Annotated in this window: 16 protein-coding genes; 11 read left to right on the forward strand and 5 right to left on the reverse strand. The window is 42.1% G+C overall.

Translation table 11 applies throughout. From position 1 onward, the window contains the following. Positions 1–36: 36 nt before the first annotated feature. The 10 genes from AC0L7T_RS27615 to AC0L7T_RS27660 all read left to right on the forward strand — a co-directional run bounded on the left by AC0L7T_RS27615 (position 37) and on the right by AC0L7T_RS27660 (position 14090). A complete protein-coding gene (locus tag AC0L7T_RS27615) occupies positions 37–5268 on the forward strand; it encodes a lamin tail domain-containing protein (protein ID WP_473340027.1) in 5232 nt (1743 codons plus the stop codon). A gap of 86 nt (positions 5269–5354) precedes the next feature. Next, on the forward strand, positions 5355–6344 hold the full coding sequence (locus tag AC0L7T_RS27620) for a TRAP transporter substrate-binding protein (protein WP_053086666.1): 990 nt from the start codon (positions 5355–5357) through the stop codon (positions 6342–6344). Then, entirely contained in the window at positions 6341–6802 is a 462-nt protein-coding gene (locus AC0L7T_RS27625; RefSeq protein WP_473340029.1) for a TRAP transporter small permease, read from the forward strand. The genes AC0L7T_RS27620 and AC0L7T_RS27625 overlap by 4 nt, the downstream gene beginning before the upstream one ends. Then, positions 6799–8073: a TRAP transporter large permease gene (locus AC0L7T_RS27630; protein ID WP_048641640.1), complete on the forward strand. Its 1275-nt coding sequence runs from the start codon at positions 6799–6801 to the stop codon at positions 8071–8073. The genes AC0L7T_RS27625 and AC0L7T_RS27630 overlap by 4 nt, the downstream gene beginning before the upstream one ends. A gap of 807 nt (positions 8074–8880) precedes the next feature. Next, positions 8881–10035 (forward strand): amidohydrolase family protein, encoded by a 1155-nt coding sequence (locus AC0L7T_RS27635; RefSeq protein ID WP_473340031.1) that lies wholly within the window; start codon positions 8881–8883, stop codon positions 10033–10035. Between the two features lie 29 nt (positions 10036–10064). Further along, positions 10065–11384, forward strand: a complete 1320-nt coding sequence (locus tag AC0L7T_RS27640) for a Gfo/Idh/MocA family protein (RefSeq protein ID WP_473340033.1) — start codon at positions 10065–10067, stop codon at positions 11382–11384. 58 nt (positions 11385–11442) lie between these two features. Further along, the gene (locus tag AC0L7T_RS27645) at positions 11443–11631 is read left to right on the forward strand and encodes a hypothetical protein (protein ID WP_473340035.1); all 189 of its coding nucleotides are present in this window, start codon (positions 11443–11445) and stop codon (positions 11629–11631) included. Between the two features lie 620 nt (positions 11632–12251). Beyond that, positions 12252–12710: a helix-turn-helix domain-containing protein gene (locus tag AC0L7T_RS27650; RefSeq protein WP_473340036.1), complete on the forward strand. Its 459-nt coding sequence runs from the start codon at positions 12252–12254 to the stop codon at positions 12708–12710. Beyond that, positions 12707–13279 carry a VapC50 family PIN domain-containing toxin gene (locus AC0L7T_RS27655; RefSeq protein ID WP_473340037.1) on the forward strand — a complete coding sequence of 191 codons (573 nt, stop codon included), beginning with the start codon at positions 12707–12709 and terminating at the stop codon, positions 13277–13279. The genes AC0L7T_RS27650 and AC0L7T_RS27655 overlap by 4 nt, the downstream gene beginning before the upstream one ends. A gap of 229 nt (positions 13280–13508) precedes the next feature. Beyond that, entirely contained in the window at positions 13509–14090 is a 582-nt protein-coding gene (locus tag AC0L7T_RS27660; RefSeq protein ID WP_473340038.1) for a hypothetical protein, read from the forward strand. Between the two features lie 116 nt (positions 14091–14206). Here AC0L7T_RS27660 and AC0L7T_RS27665 read toward each other — a convergent pair whose 3' ends face one another. The 3 genes from AC0L7T_RS27665 to AC0L7T_RS27675 all read right to left on the reverse strand — a co-directional run bounded on the left by AC0L7T_RS27665 (position 14207) and on the right by AC0L7T_RS27675 (position 18309). Next, entirely contained in the window at positions 14207–16873 is a 2667-nt protein-coding gene (locus AC0L7T_RS27665; protein ID WP_473340040.1) for a PVC-type heme-binding CxxCH protein, read from the reverse strand. Positions 16874–16922: 49 nt separating this feature from the next. Beyond that, positions 16923–17855 (reverse strand): sugar phosphate isomerase/epimerase family protein, encoded by a 933-nt coding sequence (locus AC0L7T_RS27670; RefSeq protein ID WP_473340041.1) that lies wholly within the window; start codon positions 17853–17855, stop codon positions 16923–16925. Positions 17856–18144: 289 nt separating this feature from the next. Continuing rightward, positions 18145–18309: a hypothetical protein gene (locus AC0L7T_RS27675; protein ID WP_473340043.1), complete on the reverse strand. Its 165-nt coding sequence runs from the start codon at positions 18307–18309 to the stop codon at positions 18145–18147. A 122-nt stretch (positions 18310–18431) separates the two neighbouring features. Here AC0L7T_RS27675 and AC0L7T_RS27680 point away from each other — a divergent pair, with 122 nt between their 5' ends. Then, positions 18432–18887, forward strand: a complete 456-nt coding sequence (locus tag AC0L7T_RS27680) for an Hsp20/alpha crystallin family protein (protein ID WP_473340044.1) — start codon at positions 18432–18434, stop codon at positions 18885–18887. Positions 18888–19404: 517 nt separating this feature from the next. Here the strand turns inward: AC0L7T_RS27680 and AC0L7T_RS27685 are convergent. Next, positions 19405–20532 carry a zinc-dependent alcohol dehydrogenase family protein gene (locus AC0L7T_RS27685; RefSeq protein WP_473340046.1) on the reverse strand — a complete coding sequence of 376 codons (1128 nt, stop codon included), beginning with the start codon at positions 20530–20532 and terminating at the stop codon, positions 19405–19407. Positions 20533–20543: 11 nt separating this feature from the next. Next, the gene (locus tag AC0L7T_RS27690) at positions 20544–21935 is read right to left on the reverse strand and encodes a permease family protein (protein ID WP_473340047.1); all 1392 of its coding nucleotides are present in this window, start codon (positions 21933–21935) and stop codon (positions 20544–20546) included. Positions 21936–21985 lie beyond the last annotated feature (50 nt).

The raw sequence follows: 21985 nt of genomic DNA on the forward strand, positions 1-21985 counted from the left end.
AATGTGATGAAAACCATCGCTTTAATTTGGAGTTTCATGGCATTTCCCTTATTTGGTTTTATAATTTCTCAAACAATCGAAATTTTAGCCAAACAAGACTTTGAAGCCGAATTTACCATTGCCTCCTACCCTGATGAATTTTTACCCGGCTGGTCAGCAAACCTGATCCAGTCCGGAAATTCCAGAGTCTTTCAGGCTGCAGGCGATGGCGTAAATCAATCCAAAGCACTGGGTATCCAAACTACCGGTAGTTTCAATGCGCAAATTTACATAAAAACATTGACTGTTGGGTTACAACGCCCTACAATTTCCTTTTGGGCCAAGACTAAAAACAACGGATCAGGCAACAGACCGGTTACTTTGACCCTCGCTTTTTCTACAGATCAGGGAAATTCTTTTAGCGATCCCCTGCAAATTGGTACCCAAAATAGCTTTCCAAATGAGGACACCGCCTATCAGCTTTACAGCCTTCCTTTGCCTGATTCACTCAGAAACAGGGAAGCAATAATGCTTAGGTTGGAGGCAATTTACGGCGAAGGCACTGGTAGTGCGGCCAGGTTATTTTTGGATGACTTTAGCATATCGGATTTAGAAGAACAAACTGACTCCTTAACGGCAAAGCTACTGAACACGGAAAAAGACAGTTCCCTTTTATTGGAATTCAACCAACCTGTATCCCTGATTTCAAAAATTGCAAGGTTAGACAATACTTACGGTCAACCCACAGAAGTCTCCCAGATAAAAGACAATCAAGTACTCCTGAAATTTGACGATTACCTCTATAACAACACTTACCAGCTTGTTTTTGAACAAATAAAAGGCTTGGTTTCAGACAAAATATACACAGACTGGACTTTTACTTTTGACCTTGATCAACCAACACCAACAGCAGCGATTGTTATCAATGAGATCATGCCTGACCCAAACCCGAAAGGATTGGAACCTCCCAACCTCATCTTGCCCAATGCAGAATTCATTGAGCTTTTTAACCGAACAGACAAACCCATTAGGTTAAATAACTTCACTTATAACGAAGCCGTAATTCCTCAGCTAAGCCTCGGTCCACAGGTTTACCTGATCCTTTGTTCCAGCACAAATCAGGAAAGGTTTGAGCCTTTTGGTCAGGTTGCTGGCATGGAGGCATTCAAGACACTGGTAAATAGTGGGGGAGAGATCATCTTGAAAGATGGCTTTGGAAACATGATAGATAGTCTGCAATATGACCGTTCACTTTATGCCGACAAGGAAAAAGAAAACGGCGGTTGGTCCATTGAACAGGTCAACCCATTTCTCAACTGTAGCGATCCTTACAATTGGAAAGCTTCTCAGGCCATAGAAGGGGGAACTCCTGGTAAGATAAACGATAGGTTTAGCGAAGCCACAGACCAAAGGCTTTTTGAAGTGCTGGAAATTCTGCCTGTAGCTACCGACCGGATTCAGCTCACTTTTTCTAAAACACTGCCCCAAAAACTGTCGCCCGAAACAACTTTCTCACTCAATGGACAGGAATTGGAACTGCTCGAACTCACTCCTTATACCCTGCTACTTTCAACTCCAGCCCCATTGATCTCCGGAGACAGCTACCAATTGAACATCAACAATTTACAGGATTGCAATGCTGTGCCAATGGAAGAAAGCACCCTTACCTTTACCTATGATGGAAGCCCACCGAAAGTAATGGATCTTTGGGGGATAGATGAAAAAACCTTGGTTTTGGTTTTTGATGAGGCCATTGATCCAGTTGAAGCCCTGAAGTCAGCTAACTATCTGCTTGTGCAAAGTGAAGAAATAAGTTTCCAAGCCAGTGTTACAGAAGAAGCGCCAAAGGAAGTTCAGCTTGACCTTTCAGAAGCGCTGACCATGGGTAAAACTTACCAATTAAGCCTTACAAATATCGCCGATAAATCAGGAAACCAGATTCTTTCAGATACCATTTCCTTTAATTGGGAAGATGTTTTAGATACGGCCATGGTTCATTCTCCCAATACGGTGAAGGTAATATTCTCAGAAACCCTAAATCTGGAGACGGCCACAAACCCGGATAATTATCAGGCAGGATCAGCCCTTACCCATCCTGTCAAAGTCCTGCTAGATCAGGAAGAAAAAAACAGCTTTATTCTGGTCTTTGATGTGGAAATTCCGGAAAATGAAATCCAACATTTGCTGGTACGCGGTATAAAGGACAGAGAAGGTAAAGACAGAATCACCTTAAAAAAAGCCTATATACGGGATACCAGGCCAATTACATTGGATCAACTGGAAATCCCTTCCGACCAAAGCCTCCTGTTGACTTTCAACAAAGCACTAGACCCAAAATGGGCTTTATTGCCTCAGGTTTACAGGATAGAAGACAAGAATGAACATCCCCATGAAGTAGAAATGATAAATGAACTACAGGTTTTACTGCAGTTCCCTTTTAAATGGATTACCGGTGCGGAATACCAATTGACCATCAATGGACTTGAAGACGGCTATGGAGAAAAAATGAAGCAGCCGATAAAACGAACCTTTATCTGGGATACGCTTCCACCGGTGATTGATACAGCCTTTGTGATCAACCCTTATGCTTTGGAAATCATTTGGAGCAAAAGCATTGATCCACCGGATTCATTGTTGATCAACAATCAATTGTATACCCAATTTGAGCTTAAGGAGTCTGGAAAAAAAATAACGGTCAACAATGAGGAGGGCTGGCTTGGAACCTCATTAGAAATAAAATTTCCTCTCGTTACCAGCAAAAGTGGAGAGGCTGCGGAAAACCTTATATTCTCCATCGACAACAGTCTATTGTCAGTAGCAGAGGCCATGATTTGGGATGAGGAATCCATCTTAATTACATTCACGAAATTTTATGATCCAGCTACGGTTTTATTCCGGGAACAATATAAAATCGATGGGGAGTTCCCAAAGGAGCTTAGCCAGGAAAACGCCTATCAGGTCAAACTACATTTGTCCGAAAACTTAACATTGGGAAAAACCATTTCCCTTGAAATAGCTCCCATTCAAGATGAGCCAGATCTGTCGGGAAATTTATTCCAAGAGGAATTGCGCTACGAAGATGGAGTGACGGATATTTGGCTGGAAAACGAGCAACTACTCATAATCAACCATGAAGCAGGGCTTCAAAAAAACCAGCCCTGGCTCAATGCTTTTCAATTCATAGAAGAAGGATACCAATTGGAACCGTTTTTAAGTCAGACCTATGCCAATCAAATTCAGGTGCTGATTTCTCCTCCACTTCCTACAGGCCTTCAATTGACCTTGAAAATCCCTCCACGAATATTAAACAGCAATCGGATTTTGCCTGGAAGTTTAAGGGAGATTTCCTGGAACCCGCTTCCTCCAAAATTATTGGATGTAGTGGTGCTACCAGACAAACAACTGGCCTTGTATTTTGACAAAAAACTGGATCCTATTCTGGCCATAGTCCCGCAATTCTATAGCATAAGCAATGAGGCTCCTCAAACCGTGCATTTGGAAGACAATGGAAAAGAAGTGATTTTGGAATTCGAAAATACATGGTTAGATAGTACCGCACTTTCCCTGGAAATCCGTCAACTCGAAGACCTGGATGGTAATGAAATCGATCCAATTATTTTTGACTTTGTCTACCAACAAGTAGCTGTACCAGGATATAAGGATTTGCTGATCAATGAGCTCATGCCGGCTCCCAGAGAGGGAAGTGCATTGCCTGCTTCTGAATACATTGAAATATTCAATTCCACCGACAACACATTTAATCTTGGAGGCATGAAGCTGGCCAACTCAAGAAACCAAAGCCTGCTTCCCCGGGAAGAAATAAAACCAGGAGAGCATGTTATCCTATGCCCAATAGCTTCGGTGGCAGCTTTCACAAACTATGGGCAGGTCATTGGCCTAAACCCCTGGCCTGCCTTACTTAATGGAGGAGACGAATTGTCGTTATCGAATCACAAAGAGGAGCTTGTGGATAGAATGACCTATGGGCCAGAAATCCCACTAGCCAGCGATGTGCTGACCAATGGCTACAGTCTGGAATTGGTCAATCCATGGGCCACTTGTGTAGGGCTAAGCAATTATGCACCCTCAAGAAGTGAGACCAAAGGTACCCCGGGAAGTACCAATTCCGTTTTTGACAACAGCCCGGATCGCATTGCTCCCCAACTGATCAAAGCATTTGTCAGGGACAAATACCAAATCGTATTGCAATTTTCTAAACCTTCTGCGGAAAATACTGGCGATGTCGCCGATTTTGAAGTTGTTCCATCGACCAAAATCAAAAGTGCTATTAAAGATCCCAATGATCCTTTTCAGTGGATCCTAAGTCTTGAGGATTCCTTAAAAGAAAATCAGTCTTATGAAATTACGGTTGAAAATTGGAGGGGTTGCTCGGGAAATGCTTTGGACGAGGAAAACAATACTGCCTTTATAAAAATACCGGGTTTACCCGCTGAAGGAGACATCGTGTTGAATGAAATTCTTTTCAATCCCCCAAGTGGAGCGCCTAAGTTTGTGGAAATCTACAACAATTCAAGTAAGCTGATCAACCTTAAAAATTGGAAATTGGCCAAAGTCTCAGGAGGAGCAATAGACAATAGAAAAATAATAACCGCCGAAGACCTTATCCTCGACCCCTTCGCCTACCTGGCACTTACTACAGATCAACAAAGCCTGATCACCTATTTTCCAAAAGCGGTAAATCGTCCAGTTTTGGAAATGAGTCTTCCTAGTTATCCCATCCGCTCAGGAACAGTAGTTTTATTGGATCCGGAAGAAAAATGGCCAGAAAGGTTCGATTATGATGAAGACCATCACCATGGATTTCTGAGGGATGCAAAAGGTATTTCTCTGGAAAGGTATGCGCTGGACAAATCGGCAAATGACCCTAACAATTGGCATTCTGCCGCGGGTTCTGAAAATTTTGCAACTCCTGGTTATAAAAACTCACAGGTGTATGATGGCAATGCTGCAGGGGTAGGATTGACGATCTCACCGAAAATATTTGTTCCCGATGCAGCAGGAGAGCAACCCTTTACGACCATTTCCTACAAAATGGACCAGCCCAATTATCAGGCAACACTTAGGATATTCACTCCTACTGGCATTCAGGTAAAGCTTTTGTGTCAAAATGAACTCTGGGCGGCCAATGGATTTTATACCTGGGATGGTACAAACGAAAAGGGAGAAAAGGTAGGCGCGGGCTATTATGTGATTTCCGCAGAACTCTTTCATCCCAATGGTCATGTGCAGCACATCAAAAAAACCGTGGTGGTTGGGGCTAAATTTTAAAAATTGAATGCCATCGGTTATAATTTTTTGTACTTTGGATTGATTTTCCAGAATTGAATGGAAAATTTAATAAGAACAGTTTTATAATGAACCCAAATCGATCAATTCCCTTTCTGCTGCTTTTTTTGGTAGCCAGTTTTTGGAGCTGTGCGCCTTCTGATGAAAAGAAACCCGAATACGTCCTTCGCTTTGGACATTTGGCCAACAACCAACACGGCTGGCACCTGGCCAGTTTGAAATTTGCAGAGGAAGTAAAAAAGCGTTCCAATGGCAGAATAGAAGTAAAGGTCTACCCCAACGAACAACTGGGCAAGGAAATGGACGTTTTGACGGGGCTTTTGGTGGGAAGTGCGGACATTATGATTACCGGGGAATCCTTACAGAGTTGGAGTCTGCCAAAGGCCATCCTTTGCGCTACCCCCTTTGCCATCCGGGATTCTGATCACTTAAAAAAAGTCGCCGGTGGCCCATTAGGAAAGGAAATCGAACAGCATATTTTGGATGGGGCCGGATTCAGACCCATCGCCTGGTTTGAAAGAGGTGCCAGAAACCTTACCTCCAACCGAATTATTCGGCATCCAGACGATCTTCAGGGAATGATTTTGCGGGTTCCTCCTGTATCCCTTTATGTGGATACCTGGAGTGCACTGGGAGCCAAACCTACCCCCATGGCGTTTTCAGAAGTTTTTACCGCCTTGCAACAATCCACCATCCACGGGCAGGAAAACCCTTTTGCCTTGATCAAAGATGCTGGACTGTATGAGGTTCAAAAATATTGCATGCTGACCTCCCATGTGAAAAGCTGGGCCTATGTGGTCATGAGTGGTAAAAAATACGACAGTCTTCCAAAAGACCTGCAAAAAGTAATCGATGAATCCGCTGAAATAATGCAGGAATACGAACATGAGTTGTTTTTAGTCCAGGAAAAGAAAGACTACGATTTCCTTGTAGAAAAAGGAATGGAGTTCATAGAAGTGGACAATGAAGCTTTTCAAACTGCTGCAAAGGAGGCCGTTTTGCAATCCTTTGATGCAGAGCAAACAGATCTTTTAAACAGAATCCTGCAAGTGAAATGACAAAATCTCCCTTCCCTACCCTTGATAAAGTACTGGGTTTTCTGGTTAACCTGAGTTTTATATTAATGATTGCAGTGGTTTTATTGCAGATCATTGCCAGGTATGCCTTGCCCTGGTCCCCCAACTGGACAGAGGAATTGGCCCGTTTCTGCTTCATTTACCTTGTCAGTATGGGAGCAGCCCTTGCGGTAAAAGACAACGGATATGTAAGTGTAAATTTTTTACTGGACCGTCTTTCGCCCAAGTACAAATCCCTTTTGGAAAACATTATTTTGGTCTGCATCATTGGCTTGATGTTTACCCAATTTGTAGTAAGCCTGCCATTAATGGAAATCGTGAGTATACAAAGATCCCCTTCCATGAACCTTAACATGGCTTTTATGTATGGCGCCATGGCCATTATGGGACTATCCGTAGCCTTTTACAGTACCTTGAAATTAATTGAAAAAAATAGATGACTGCACTTTTATTCATTGTCTTTTTGGTTCTTTTGGCCATAGGCTTTCCGATCGCCTTTGCCCTGGGCATTTCTGCATTTACCTATTTGCTGTTCAGTGATATCCCCCTAATGGTGATTCCGCAAAAAATGTATGCGGGCATTGATGTATTTGTATTGCTGTCCATTCCTGGGTTCATTTTAGCTGGAAACCTGATGAATGCCAGTGGCATTACCAGCAGGATTATCAATTTTTGCAATGCCCTATTGGGACATATTCGGGGAGGGCTGGGATTGGCCAATGTAGGCGCATCCATGTTATTTGGAGGCATATCTGGTACGGCCATTGCCGATACTGCCAGTATAGGTTCCGTAATGATCCCCGCCATGAAAAAAGAGGGCTATGATGTTCCTTTTGCCTGTGCCGTCACGGCTTCTTCCTCCACCATAGGTCCGGTTATTCCTCCGAGTTTGCCCATGATCATCGCTGCCACGCTTACCGGGCTTTCCGTTGGGAAGTTATTTGTGGCTGGAATTGTCCCTGGTTTGCTATTGGGGGTAGGTTTTATGCTAATCACTTACCTTATCTCCGTAAAAAGAAAGTACCCCAAAAGAGAACGGAAATCACTTGGCTTTATCTTCAAAAGCTTTTTTCAGGCCTTTTGGGCCATTATGATGACGGTGCTTATCCTCTTTGGCATCATCGGCGGTGTATTTACGCCAACTGAAGCATCTATTGTGGCGGTGATTTATGCCATCGCTATTGGTCTTTGGGTTTACAAAGAGTTAAAGATTAAAATGATCCCTGCCATATTGCTTCAGTCGGCAAAAACAACAGCTGCTTTGATGGTGCTGGTAGGCTTCGCCAACCTCTTTGCCTGGATCATGACCGTAGAAGAATTGCCCCAGTTGATAGCCAATAGCTTGCTGGAGTTGACCAACAACAAGATCATGTTGCTTTTATTGATCAATCTTCTCTTGCTGTTTGTAGGTGCCTTTATGGAAACCATTGCCGCCTTGCTTATACTGTTCCCCGTTTTATTAGGAGTAGCAGTAAATGTGGGAGTAGATCCTGTGCAGTTTGCCATCATCATGGTTTTCAACCTGGTCATAGGACTGACCACACCTCCGGTAGGGGTTTGTTTGTTTGTGGCTTCCAGTATAGGTGGCATTTCCCTTGAAAAAATCGCGGTAGCAGGTTTGCCGTATTTGATGGTAAGTATTTTTGTACTCCTTTTGATCACCTATATTCCTGAAATAAGCCTGTGGTTGCCTGGCTTGTTTTACGATTAAGTCTCGAACAGTTTTTTACTTCCAATCAAGGAGGTTTGCGGAAATGAGAACTTATTGCTGAATTGATGACAATGAAACCGGCTGACTTAATTTAAAGCCAGTGACGCACTCGTCAATTTGAGAAATAGCAAAATCCCCCTTCTAAGGGGGAAAAAGGGGGATTTCTAACGCAAACATGCTGAAATATAAGGTTGATATAATTTGAAATTCACCTTATAATCCCTCCCTCCCTTACCAAGAAGGATTTGTGGCAAAATAAATTTGAAGCTTTTTTGGTAGGATTGAAACGCCTGGCCAAATAAACGTCATCTTATCGATATAATTGGCTGCTAAATATTATCATAATGGAGAACCCCAGCAGGGGTGACATTTTTGTAGACACGGGTGATAACCCGTGGATAGCTAATTGAACACCAACAGATTTTGGCGGTATTGTTGCTTTTTTTTCGCAACAATGCTGACAAAATCACAACCAATACTAGCTACCTAAAACCCCATCCCCCAGCTCCTCCTATCCATGATTAATCTTTATGGCAAATAAGCTCGCTGTCCCTGGTAAATTAAATTCACGCTTGAAAACCCTTATTCTTCAAAATGATATATCTAATCTACTGTTTGATTTGTCCTCAATAGATAAAAACATTAAAAAAATTCTACTATTAATAATTCCTTTGGCTAAATTAAAGCATTGAAAAATAAGCTATGAATCCAATGCACAGATATTAGAATTATCTATGATCAAAACTTATGCTTCTTAGCCTTGCTTCAAAACATTCATTTTATACCAAAAACCACACAGCCAAAAACATGAGAAAAATTACCCTAGGAGCCAAGACATTTATTTTTTCCTTATCAATGATGGCACTTTTCACTTACTGTGGATCTCCACAAAACCAAGAAAAAATGGCTGAGCAAACACCAGACACTTACTATACCATGGAAGATTTTGGGAAGGTAAAGAAGTTTGATACCCATGTACACTTTCGCAGCCAATTCGACACCCTTTTCATAAAGCAGGCAGCCAAAGATAACTTCGGTATGCTGACCGTAAGTGTATATACCTCACCGAACAGGACGCCGGAAGACCAGGAGAATTTCTCCTTAAAAATGGTCCGCGATTATCCTGATATCGTCTCCTATGCCACAACCTTTTCCCTGGAAGGATTCAATGATAAAGATTGGGAAAGCAAGACCCTGGCCTATTTAGAAAAATCCATTGCCCATGGGTCCATTGCGGTAAAAGTCTGGAAAAACATAGGCATGGAATTGGAAAATGAAAGTGGTGAATTGGTGACCATAAATGACAAGAAATTTGAGCCCATCTTTAAGCTCTTAAAGGAGAAAGACATCACCTTATTGGGTCATCTTGGTGAACCCAAAAACACTTGGTTGCCATTGGAGGAAATGACCGTACAGGGAGATAAGGATTATTTTAGTGAAAATCCAAAGTACCACATGTACAATTTCCCGGACTTCCCTTCCTACGAGGACCAGGTTGGAGCACGAGATGAGATGTTGGCCAATAACCCTGACTTGAGATTCGTTGGGGCGCATTTGGGAAGTTTGGAATACGATGTCAAAGAGCTGGCAAAAAGGCTGGACCAATTCCCTAATATGGCGGTGGACATGGCCGAGAGAATCTCCCACCTGCAATACCAGGCCATCACCAATTGGCAAGAAGTACATGACTTCTTTATCAAATACCAGGACAGACTAATTTATGGCACGGATTTGAGAACCGGAGCATCCGATATACAGGCCAAAGGATTGACCGAAGCCGATGAAATTGCAACCCATGCCCACGAGGTTTGGTTGAGGCACTGGCAATTTTTCACTGGAGACGATGAAATGAATGTGCCAAAAGTCGATGGTACCTTCAAAGGCCTGAAGCTGCCTAAAGCAGTTGTAGATAAGATTTACAGGTACAATGCTGAAAAATGGTATCCCGGACTCCTCCGTTAGTTTTTAAACTTTAAAAAATTAAAAATACTATGAATTATCTGGACCGCAGAAATTTTCTAAAACTATCCACCCTGGCCCTCGGAGGCCTATCAGCAGGTTTGCTATCCAACCCTTCCTTGGCAAGGGGCTTCAAAAAAAACCTAAGACTCGGCTTTGTCGGTATAGGAGGTCGAGGCTCTTACCATCTTGACACCGCACTGGGAATTGCCGGGGTAGAAATCCCCGCCATTTGTGACATTGATCCCGAAAACCTTTACCGGGCCAAGCGATGGATTGAGGAATCCGGTCAAGCGAGCCCCAAGCTTTATGACAAAGGCCCTACAGATTTTATCAGGATGTGTGAAGAAGAAGAACTGGATGCCGTAATCTGTGCGACGCCCTGGGATACCCATGCGCCTGTTTGCCTGGCGGCCATGAATAATGGCAAACATGCGGCCTGCGAAGTACCGCTAGCCCAGACCTTAGAAGAAGCATGGGAACTGGTAGAAACCTTTGAAAAAACCGGGAAGTGGGCCAGCATTGTTTTGGGCGGTTTTGGAGACCTGACCATGCTGAACATGGTGCGAAAAGGACTTTTAGGAGACATTCTCCATGCTGAAAGTGGTTATATCCATGACCTGAGAATGGTAAAATTCAATCCCGAAGAAGAACCCTGGAGGTTGCAACCCGCCATAGACAAGAACGGCAACCTCTACCCTGACCACCCCATGAGAAACATGATGCCTTTATTGGACATCAACCATGGGGACCGATTTGATTACCTGGTCTCCATGAGTACCAAATCGGGCATGCTCAATGAATACGCCAAAGCCCAATACGGAGAAAAGCACCCTTATGCCACTAAAAAGATGGCCCTGGGCGATTATAACGCTTCACTTATCCGTACCGTAAAAGGAAAAATGATCACCCTTAACCATGATACCCATACCCCTCACCCCAGGGAAAGTTTCCGACTTCAGGGTACCAAAGGGATTTATTTGAGAGAAAGAGATGCCCAGCGCATTTACATTGAAGGAAGAAGCCCCGAAGCACATCAGTGGGAACCTGCAGCACCGTATTTAGAAAAATATGCGCATGATATCATGAAAAACTATGCTCCACCGGAAAGAAAGGGAGGTGCCATTCGTGGACATGGCAGTGGTGGCATAACCCAAACCCCTATCAACTGGCACCGATTGATCCTTGCCCTTCAAGAAAACAAACAGCCAGACTGGGATGTGTACGATTCAGTAACCAGCGCCGCCATTATCCCCCTTACCGGCGCTTCAGTAGCCGACAAAAGCAGGCCAGTAGATTTCCCTGATTTCACCAGAGGAAAATGGGAAACCAGAGCAAAGCTTTATTCTTAATTAAGGAGATGATGAAAGCCCACAAACAGCGAATGAGAACTGAATTACCAAAGATTTATTGAATAACCTACTTCGAAGCCCCTACACCAAAATTGACTTCGTAATAGATGATACTAAGGTAAGTCGCAAGACAGCGGCGAAGTATCTCAACCAGTTAGATAAAATTGGGATTATAAGCAATCAAAAATTTTGGAAAGACAATTACTATAAAAACAGATGTTTTTATGCTTTTACAAAATATTGGTAAATTTTCATGACCGGCATATAAAAGAAGAACTTACCCACGACAAGGCTATCATAGATAGTTTATTTGATTTTTTACTCATGACAAAATTATCATGTAAAGGAAACAATCAAAATCTACACATGAGGAGAGCAACATGTAAAGAAAACATCACTTTTCTTTACACTACAACGTGTACTCCTAGCTATAAAGAACACCTCATTAGCCAGATTCTTATACTTCAAATCCAGCAAAAAAGAAGAAAGGTTTAACTCTTCCAATATTGAAATAGGCATTCGGTCAGTGAATGAAGGTTATTTTAATACCTGTGATACAAGATAAACGCGGCAAAGAACTTATTTAGCCAAAGGTGCCTGCCTTTAGTAAAATAATGAGTATAGCCTGATTCTGGAGGTATTGTTGCAAAAGAAAAGTAACAATACCGCCAAAATATCCACCTTAATTAGTAATTTCTTCCAATCTAGATTTAAGTGTCCCATCTCTACTTGATTCCTTAACCAAAATCTAAATTTGATGATCTATATAGGTACACGCTGATATGGGCGTTTAAACAAATTTTTCGTTTATTTCACTTGTTTCGCTTATTTCGTTTACATACATTTAACTTAACAAACACGAAACCAATGGAAACCATATTGAAAAGTACAACTGGAGAAGACCAGAGAATTGCTCAGGAAGCATTGACCATACTTAAAGGAGTTTCAATTAAAGTGCATTCTGAGGATACTTTTGGTGTTGAAATAAAGATTAAAGAAACTGGTGAGTTAGTTACCATTCCTACAAAGGCTTTTTCTCTGCTCATTACGATTTTATCAAATATGTCAGAAGGGAAGTCAATTACAATTGTTCCAACAGATTCCGAAGTGAGTACTCAACAAGCAGCAGAAATGCTAAATGTTTCTCGCCCTCATTTAATAAAATTACTGGAAAACAATACCATTCCATTCAGGAAAGTAGGTAGCCATCGAAGAATCTTACAAAAAGATTTAATCACCTATGAGAAAAGCCTTCTAAGAACCAGAGAGGAAAAATTGAAATTCCTTTCCGAGCAAGCTCAAGATTTGAACCTTGGATACGAATGATCTATTCGTCGAATATCATAGTGGTTCTCGACGCTTGTGTGCTTTATCCCGCTCCAGTTAGGGACTTGCTTTTATCAGTAGCTGACATCGGACTCTATAAACCAAAGTGGACAGCAGAAATTCAAGACGAATGGTCTCGAAACTTATTGTTGAATCGACCTGATTTAAAAAAGAGTCAATTAGAATTGACAATTGAGTCCATGAATTTTGCATTTCCAGATTCCAATGTTGATAATTACAGTTCATTTGTATCAGGCATCACACTTCCAGATCCCAATGACCGTCATGTTGTTGCGGCGGCAATTTATTCAAAGGCAGAGGTGATAGTAACTTATAATTTAAAAGACTTCCCTAAATCAATTGAGTCCGAATACGATATTAAAATACAGCACCCTGATGTCTTTTTATCTAATCTTTATGATTTACATCCAGAAAAAGTGAAAGAGGCTTTCAGGAAAATGGTTGAAAGATTAAAAAACCCTCCAAAATCTCACACTGAGGTACTTCATACACTTTCAAAATCTGACCTTAAAAAAACAATTGAAAAATTAAAACCCAGCATAGAATAATAAAGCTATATAACGGTTGGTACAGCCTGATCTGAAAGCACTACTAGGACTTTATCAAATACTGGCAATTCCTTGTGTAGGTTTTTCTCTTTATTACCTAATGGTTGAAAACCGTGCTAATTTTGAAGCGATTTCAACACGTAATAGATTGCATATTGAATTAATTTAGGTTTAAAGCGAATCACTTTAAATCCCATACTATTCTTATACTTCACCGCTGCCCTATTAGATGAATTCTTACACTTTTATACTATTACTACTTTTTACATTTTCCTGCTCACCTAAACAAGAGGATTGCATAACAACTTTTGAAAACCAACTAACAGTAGCGCACAGTCAACTATTGGCCGATTTAACACAGAAATTTGGCCATTTCATCACAGGCTTTGATGACGACACCTTTGCGAACAATTACAGAAACTTCTTAACTCAGTTGACTGAAAGTGATAAAGTCTATGAAAATGTCCCAAGAGATCTTGACTTTGGAAAAAAGGTAATCCAACTGGATACCATGATTTTTAAGTATGACTTCTGTAAAATTGAAGGGGGAGAACAGAGAAGATTCATTCAGACGCATATTGATAGCGACTGCATTTCAGCATTAACAGCGGCAAAAGACTGTAGCAACCTAATTGGTGAATATGTGCTAACAATTCAAGAAACAGGAGACATTTCTCCAGCCCTGCTTGCACCTGGAGTATCTCAAAGCTTTAGCGATAACGATTTTAACAATCCGGTTCTTCAACGCATTCTTGCGGTTGAACTCTATCTTCCTTTCTTAACCCATGGATTCGAAGAGAAAAGGTACTAATCATAGATTAGGCACCTGATAGCTTAATAGAAATAAACAGATTTTGGTGGTACCCTTTCATTATTATTTGCAACAAAGCTGACAAAATACTACCTCAGGTCAGCAACCAAACTTTCCTATCGCTCCAGTAAAAAAGACAGCAAATCTTTGAGGTCGCTTTCTGTAAGGTTCCTTTCTAAACCTTCGGGCATCAATGAATTTTTGATCAAGCCATAATCGGCTATGTCCTCCTTAGAAAACGTAACAAAGCCCTTTACTAAGGTATATATCACGATGCTGCTTTCTCCCACATCGATTTGCCTGCCTTGATGCATGGTGCCATCTTTCAATTTAATAAACCAGCCTTGCCATTCAGGACTGATTTCATGGGAAGGTAGCAAAATGGACGAAATCAGCAGGTTTCTGTCTTTGGACTGACCCACATTACTTAGGTCCGGTCCCAGGTCTCCTCCTTTGCCATCTATAGCATGGCAGGTGGAACATAAGGCGGTATTGGAATAAAAGACCCTACGCCCACGTTCCCCATCTCCTTTGGATGCTAACAAAGCTTGCCATTCATTTTTATCGGTGTTATCCGGCCTTCCTGCCAATACTCCCCGATTCAAGCCCATTTCCAATTGCTGCTTTAATGGGGAATTGTTGTCCTCTCCCATGGCTGATAGCTTTTCTTCAAAGGCTTTCTTCACAGAGACAGTATTGATTTTGGAACGAAGGTACCTGGCGGCTTCAATTTGTACATTTTCCTTTTCATCCTCAAGGAGCCCAATTAGCTGCTCCCAATCCGGCAAAGGCTGGCCCGAAAGGGATAGAATGGCCTCGGCCCTAAGCAACTCAGGGTTGCTATTGTCCAGGGCAATCTCCAATAATTGGATTGACAATTCCTTGTCCGGATGATTTTTCAGCATCTGGACAATCTCTACCCGTATTTCCGGATCATTTTCTTTCTTAAGAAAGTTCAGAAAAAGATCCTTCTGATTGGAATTGTCATCCATGAATCCAAGTGCAAAAACCCGAATTTTACCTGATTTGCTTGGGTCAGCAACCAGGGAGGATAGAAAATGATCAGGCAAAGGCCTTTTTAGGGATTTGGAATTCTTTATTTCTCTTGATTTGTAAGCGGCTATAAATTCCGGCTGAAGGAGTTTAACCGTTTCGAGGTAAGTTTCAAATAGTGCTTTTGTCACTTCCCCTGAATTCAGCGCCAATTCCAGGTCATTTCTCCTGTCTGCGATTTGACTGCTACCAATCCAAATCAGAGCGCTATTCCTTATCTTTGGATCAGGGTCCGCCAAAAACTGTTTCGTTACATATTCCACTTGCTCGTCCCCAGATTTTTGGAGCGCCAATAAAGTACCCAACCGAATAATAGGATCTTCATCAGCAATTTTACCCAACAATTCTTCTTTAAATTCTTCCTTACTTAAAGCCATTACAGTTGCATGGACCAGAAAAGGATCTTCTGATTTCAGGTTTTGTATCAGGTTTTCAAACTTTGGATCGGAGTTGATATCGGCATTGGCCTTTTCTTGTGGCTCCCAAGGTAAATTTTCATCATAAATGCCCCTAGCATCTAGGGTTTCAATATTTTCTTTGGTCGACAGTTTCCATATTTTCCCTCTACCATGGTTAGGATAGTTCCGCAATACCCAATCGGTAAAATAAATAGTCCCTTTGCTATCCGTAGCGAAAGCAACTGGCCTAAAATCCTCTCCCCCTGATAAAATAACTTCTGCCGTTCCTGATACGGACAATCCGTCCCCCTTCATCTTGGTGCGTACAATAGTACTTTCTTCCCAGATAGAACACAGCATCTGGTCCTGGTAGTCCTTTGGAAGTTTAGCCAAACTGGCATTTAACAAACCAGTAGGCGCCTCCCCTAATGCCACGGCGTAAGGCAAAGTACCCGGCAACTCACCGTCCCAGGCGGAATAGGGATGAATGCCACTTCCTCCAAACATGGACTTGTAGCCATAATCTCCCCCTTGAACGGCATGAACCAAACGGTTGGGGCCACGACTATCCGGGTCATTGTCGGCCACCATCAGTCTTCCATAATTGTCGAATTTTAGGTCAAAAGGGTTCCAAAGACCAGTAGCAAATTCTTCCAGGCCAGAGCCATCCAACCTGGCCCTCATGACATTTCCCCCATCCCCAAAACCAGAAACGGTAGCGCCATCCGAGCCTTGAAAAGACCAGGCCATCCCTCCGGTATTTCCCCTGCCTATGTACATCCAACCATCCGGCGAGAAAGCTATGCTTAGAATAGCTGAATGCGCATAAACCCTGGCTGGTTCAGTCAATCCCAATAACTTTTTACGGTTCTCGCTCACGCCATCCCCATCTTCGTCCAAATACACCCATACCTCTTTGGATGTGACCACATATAAATGTCCTTCCGGCGAAAAAGAAATGTTCAAACCTTCATGAATATCCTCCGCAAAAATTGCCATGGAATAGAGGTTTCCGTCCCCGTTACTGTCAGACAATACTTTAATTAAGTCACCTTTCGGCCCCTTATAATTCTTGGGTGGCAAATGGGTATGCGATTCCAATACATAAACCCTGTCCTGAGGGTCTACCGCAATGCCAATTGGTGTGACGATGTCCGGATCTTCCATTACAAGGGTTAAATTCAATCTATCATCAAAGAGCTGGAAACCTTCAGGTACTGGGATTTCCGGTTCTTTATTTTGAGCGCAGGAAAAAAATACCCCTATACTGATTAAAACTAAGAGGAAGAATGATGAACTTTTTAATTGTTTTAGTGAAGTGAAATGAGGCATTTTATGGATGTATTTAATGGGCCATTTTAAAAATCAGGTACTCGTCTAATTACCTTTCATACTTCTCAAATAGCTTGTAAGCCCTGGTAAGATCCTTTACAAAATCTGCTTCATGATCAGTCCGCACCATTTCAATGACCAAATAGCCTTCATAACCATGTTCTAACATTTTTTGAATAACCGCATCATTTTTAGTCACCCCTTCACCAAAATTAACCACCTTGTGAACGCCCATTTCTACGGTTTCCTTAAGATCAATATGCAAAATCTTGGAGTGGAATCTGTCCACCACTTCCATCAAGTCTACATTGGCCCCATCAAAATGCGCATTGTCCATGCACATGCCTACATTGGGAGAAACAATGGCCTGAAATATTCTGTCATAATCTTCAATGTTTTCCAGGTTGTTATTCGTATGATTTTCAACCAGTATCAGCATGTCCATTTCTTCAGCCGCAGGAGTTATTTCCTTTAGCACCTTAATAACGGCCTCTATGCCTCCTACTTTTCCTCTCCCGCCCCCTGTAAATTTGACCCTTCTGCAGCCCAACTGTTTGGCGGCCTGCATGTTCCAGAGTTTGTGGGTTACATCCTTGATAATGGTACGGTCTGCTCCAAAAGAGGTGCCTTGCACACAGATAGGTTGAAGCTTATGTTCCTTACAGCGGTCTTTGATACTGCGAAGGCCATTGGGTGTAAGGTTACGCCCATACCAGCAATTGAACTCCACATTCTTATAGGGAAGCTGTGGAAGGTAATGAAAAGCTTTCTCAAAGTTCATGTCTCCAAAACCATCCATTGTAATGGTTGCAATGGCCATTTCCACCTTTTTCTTTTTGAGGTTTTCAGAATATTCAGCCCCTTGAGATAGGGATGGACGAATCAAGCCCATACCTGCCATACCTAAGCCGGCAGTTTTTAAAAACTCCCTTCGTGAGCTGTCATTATTCATTCCTTCATTTTCTGGGTTTGTATTGTCCATTGTTTTCATAATCCTTGCCTAATAAATTCCCTTTCTATTACTAAAAAACATTTTTTATAAGCCATCTGACGCACTGTAATTGGCCTTTCCTAATGGCTTTACCTTGAAATATAACCCTTTATGGCTTTTACTCCTAATAACTGTTCAATACGATACTTTCCACAGAAGTGATTAGAATGTCAATGTGATACTTTTTGTTTGAGCATTGGTGTAGCAATAAACATTGCCAGGAACTGTCTGAAAAACTACGATTTTACTCTAGCTAGAAGGTAATATAGCTGTACCAAAATTAGGGATTAATATCACTCAAATCGACAGGCATTTTCCCAAAGCTTGTGAAATTAATAAAAGCCCAATCTCTTGGAAAATTGTAAGTAAGTCCAGATTTTAGTCTCTCTTTTCCCAACCCTGCCATATCGTCACCATTGCCCAACACATCCAGCCATAATGTCACTTATCTAACAGAAAAATATGACGTATTGTCTTGTTTATCAGTTCATTGACCTATATTTTCAATTGGCATTTATTTTGTCCTAAGGGTATATAAAGAAGTTAAAAATTTAAACATTTATAGCCATGACACTTATAAAAACAAACGGAAGTAAACCACAGGTTCCTGATTTTAACAATTGGTTGGATCAGTTATTTGACGTACCCTCCTCTTTTGTTTTAGGAAATCCTGAGAAACGATTCAATGGTAACAGCCCAGCAGTAAACATTAAGGAAAACGACAATGAATTCCTTTTAGAAGTAGCTGCTCCTGGATTGAAAAAAGAAGATTTTAACATCTCTTTTGAAAAGGATCACCTGATCATTTCTGCAAGTAAAAAGTCCGAAACTGAAGAAAATGATGAGACCCATAAAGTAAAACGAACTGAGTTTCATTACGAAAGCTTCGAAAGGTCTTTCTTACTTGAGGAAGACAGGGTAGATGTGGATCAGATCAACGCTCAGTACCAGGATGGAATCCTTAAATTGGTCATTCCTAAAAAAGAAGAAGACAAAAGAGTGAAGCAAATCACTGTATCTTAATCGGGTAATACTCCGATGTAAATTATAGAATGCCCTTTGGTAAATCAAGGGGCATTTTTTATTGACTTTACTCTAGAGTGAAACAATATATTTAACCCTGAAATATTCAATTGACAATCTATTACATGCTGAAATCGCTACAAAATACCCAATCGTTGCTGTTTTCAATTCTACCTGACGGTAGACAGGTTCACCATAGCGGTGCTAAGCTAAAGTCTCCAAACAGCCGGATTGGGATGTTTATAATTCGGTAACAAGTGCTGCCATTATCCCACTTAACGGTGCGTCGGTAGCCAATAAAAGCAAACCGGTAGATTTTCCTGATTTTACCACAGGAAAATGGGAAATCAGGCCTAAGCTCTATTATTGATGAAACGTTTCCTGAAAGAAAAAAAATCAACTTTTAAAAATGGCATTCTCTTCCCAATGATGACCTTTTTTAAAGTTGGGAGTTGGTTTTTTTGTATATAAATTTTAGAAAGGGCATTATAGGGAATAACCAAAAATTTTATTGGCATTACTCAAATAAAATGACCTGCCTGACACCCTCCCCGTTAGCCATTCGTTCAAACCCTTCGTTGACCTGTCCTAGTGAAATTCGATGTGAAATCAATTTCTCCACCGGAAGTCTGCCGTTTTTATACAATTGCAGGTAATTGGGGATGTCTCGGCTGGGGACGCAGCTGCCGAGGTAAGACCCTTTGATTGTATTCTCCATCCCTACCAATGCTACGGGTGATATGCTCAGCCTTGCCTCCGGGTGGGGTAAAGCAGCAGTGATGGTAGTTCCTCCTCTTTTGGTGGATTGCATGGCAAATTCCAGGGCAGAAGTAGCTCCGGCAAATTCAACGGCTATATCCACCCCCCCTTCGGTTATTGCTTTCAACATTTCCAATGCATGGGGATCAGCTGCATCGATTATTGCATCAGCTCCCAACTCCAAAGCTTTTTGACGTTTATCGGGGTTGATGTCTGCACCTATAATTTGCCTGGCCCCGGCTGCTCTGGCGCCAAGAATAGCAGAAAGACCCACTCCCCCCAATCCAACCACAAGAACAGAATCTCCTAATCTTATCTGTGCGGTATTCACAAGTGTACCTACACCGGTCATAATTGCGCAACCAAATAGCGCGGCGATGTCAAAAGAAATATCCTTATCTATTTTCACGAGGGAGTTAACAGAAGCGACCGCATACTCGGAAAAGCCAGATACCCCAAGGTGATGATGATAGTACATCGTTTCTTTTTTGAGCCTCTTATGGCCTCCCATTAAAACACCTTCTCCATTGGCTTTTGCTCCTGGTTCACAAAGTGCTGCCCTACCAATCGCACAGTTGGCGCAATGACCACAAGAAGGCAGAAATGCAAAAACAACATGATCTCCAATGCTAAGACGATCAACTCCCTGGCCCAATTCTACCACCTCCCCGGCGGCTTCATGGCCCAATACCATCGGCAAGGGCCTAGGTCGGTTACCATTGATCACCGATAGGTCGGAATGACATAATCCCGCAGCCTTTATTTTCACCATCACTTCATTAATACCGGGACCCTCCAAATCTACTTCTTCAACAGAAAGCGGCTTAGAACTGGAATAGGGCCCAGCTTTACCCATTTCGTACAATACGGCGGCATTGGTTTTCATATTCGAATTCGTTATTTTTGAAAGTATTTATTCCATTTTTTAATGTCATTTGCCTCCAGGTCTTCCGCATGGTTGTGAAAAAACCTCGAACCATATATTAGTAGGGTCAGTATGATACCAATTAAGAAGGCCCAAGTGGCGCCCTTCACCACCAGAACAGCCGCAATGATGCCAGCAATTCCAAGGTCCTTTTGATTAGAGGCTTCAAGAACTCCTACCCTTACGCTAACAAATCCCTGAATCAGTAAAGTGAGCGCAAGGGCTATACCTAAAATAGGCTTTACAAGACTCACAATAGGTAGCAATAAAAGCCCGGTATTGGTACCCCAACGGAAGGAGCCTGCTCCGCCAAAAATAGAATCCATGGCCTTACGACCCTGCTTGTAGCGCTCCACAATTACCACGTGCATGGCGGCCCATAGCGGTCCTGCCATGGTCATATCCGGACCAAATATACTCATGCCCAAATTCCTTACGCCAAACAACAAGTTGGCCCTGTCGGGGTTGTAATCTATCTTTTCATCTTTTCGGATTTCATCGGCTTCTACAAGGATTGCCTGGCTTTGGAGTACATCCCCAAAAAGCACGATATAGGCTGCCAGTACCGTAGGTATGGCGCTGATAAAAACACTAATTGGCGGAAGACCCACTCCTAATACTGTATATTGGTTGATCATCAGGGCAAAATCTGGCTGAGTAAAACCCCATTCTATAGTTGGCCATGGTGCTTCATTGAACACAGGCCCCAGGAATACGGCCAACAAAATGATGGGGAAGATACCAAGCTTGGAAATCATTCCAAAAACCTTATTTCTTTTTTGCAATTGTCCAAAATGCGAGGAATAGATTAAGTAAAAAGCAATGCCCACTGCAATGGATATACTGAATGGAAATTGGTCAAAACGCCCCCCTTTTTCAAAAACTGTGGCGACAGCTGCCAGACCAGCCCCCATGATAATACCTGATTTAATGGCGGGAGGAATCAGGCGAACCACCAATTTGGCCAGTTTTGTGGCACCAAGAAATATAGCTAAAAAACCAAGGGAGAACTGAAAAGCCATTAAGGCCTGAACACGTTCAGGACCCTGAGGAAATTGCTCCACAAAAATAATCAGTAAGGGTATGGCCGGAGTAATCCAACCCGGGACGACTGGATCACCGAGCAGATGGTGGATCAAATAAAGCAATCCATTTAAAATCACTATGGCAATCGCGGCTTCAAAAGGCATTCCCAGCAAATCCATCATCAAGGGTATTGCAGCCAAATCCACAGCACACATCAAGAGGCCCTGAAGATAATCCGGCCACTCAAAACGATAATGAATAAAGGGCAGCCGAAGCTTAAAAGGTCCTAATGGAATAAACGGAGCTTCACTTCCTTTTTGTCTGTTTCTCCACTTCATAATTATTCTCCCTATAACCGATAGGTGTTGATTTCATTAAATTACAAACT

The organism is Cyclobacterium sp. 10D3-21, assembly GCF_055809755.1.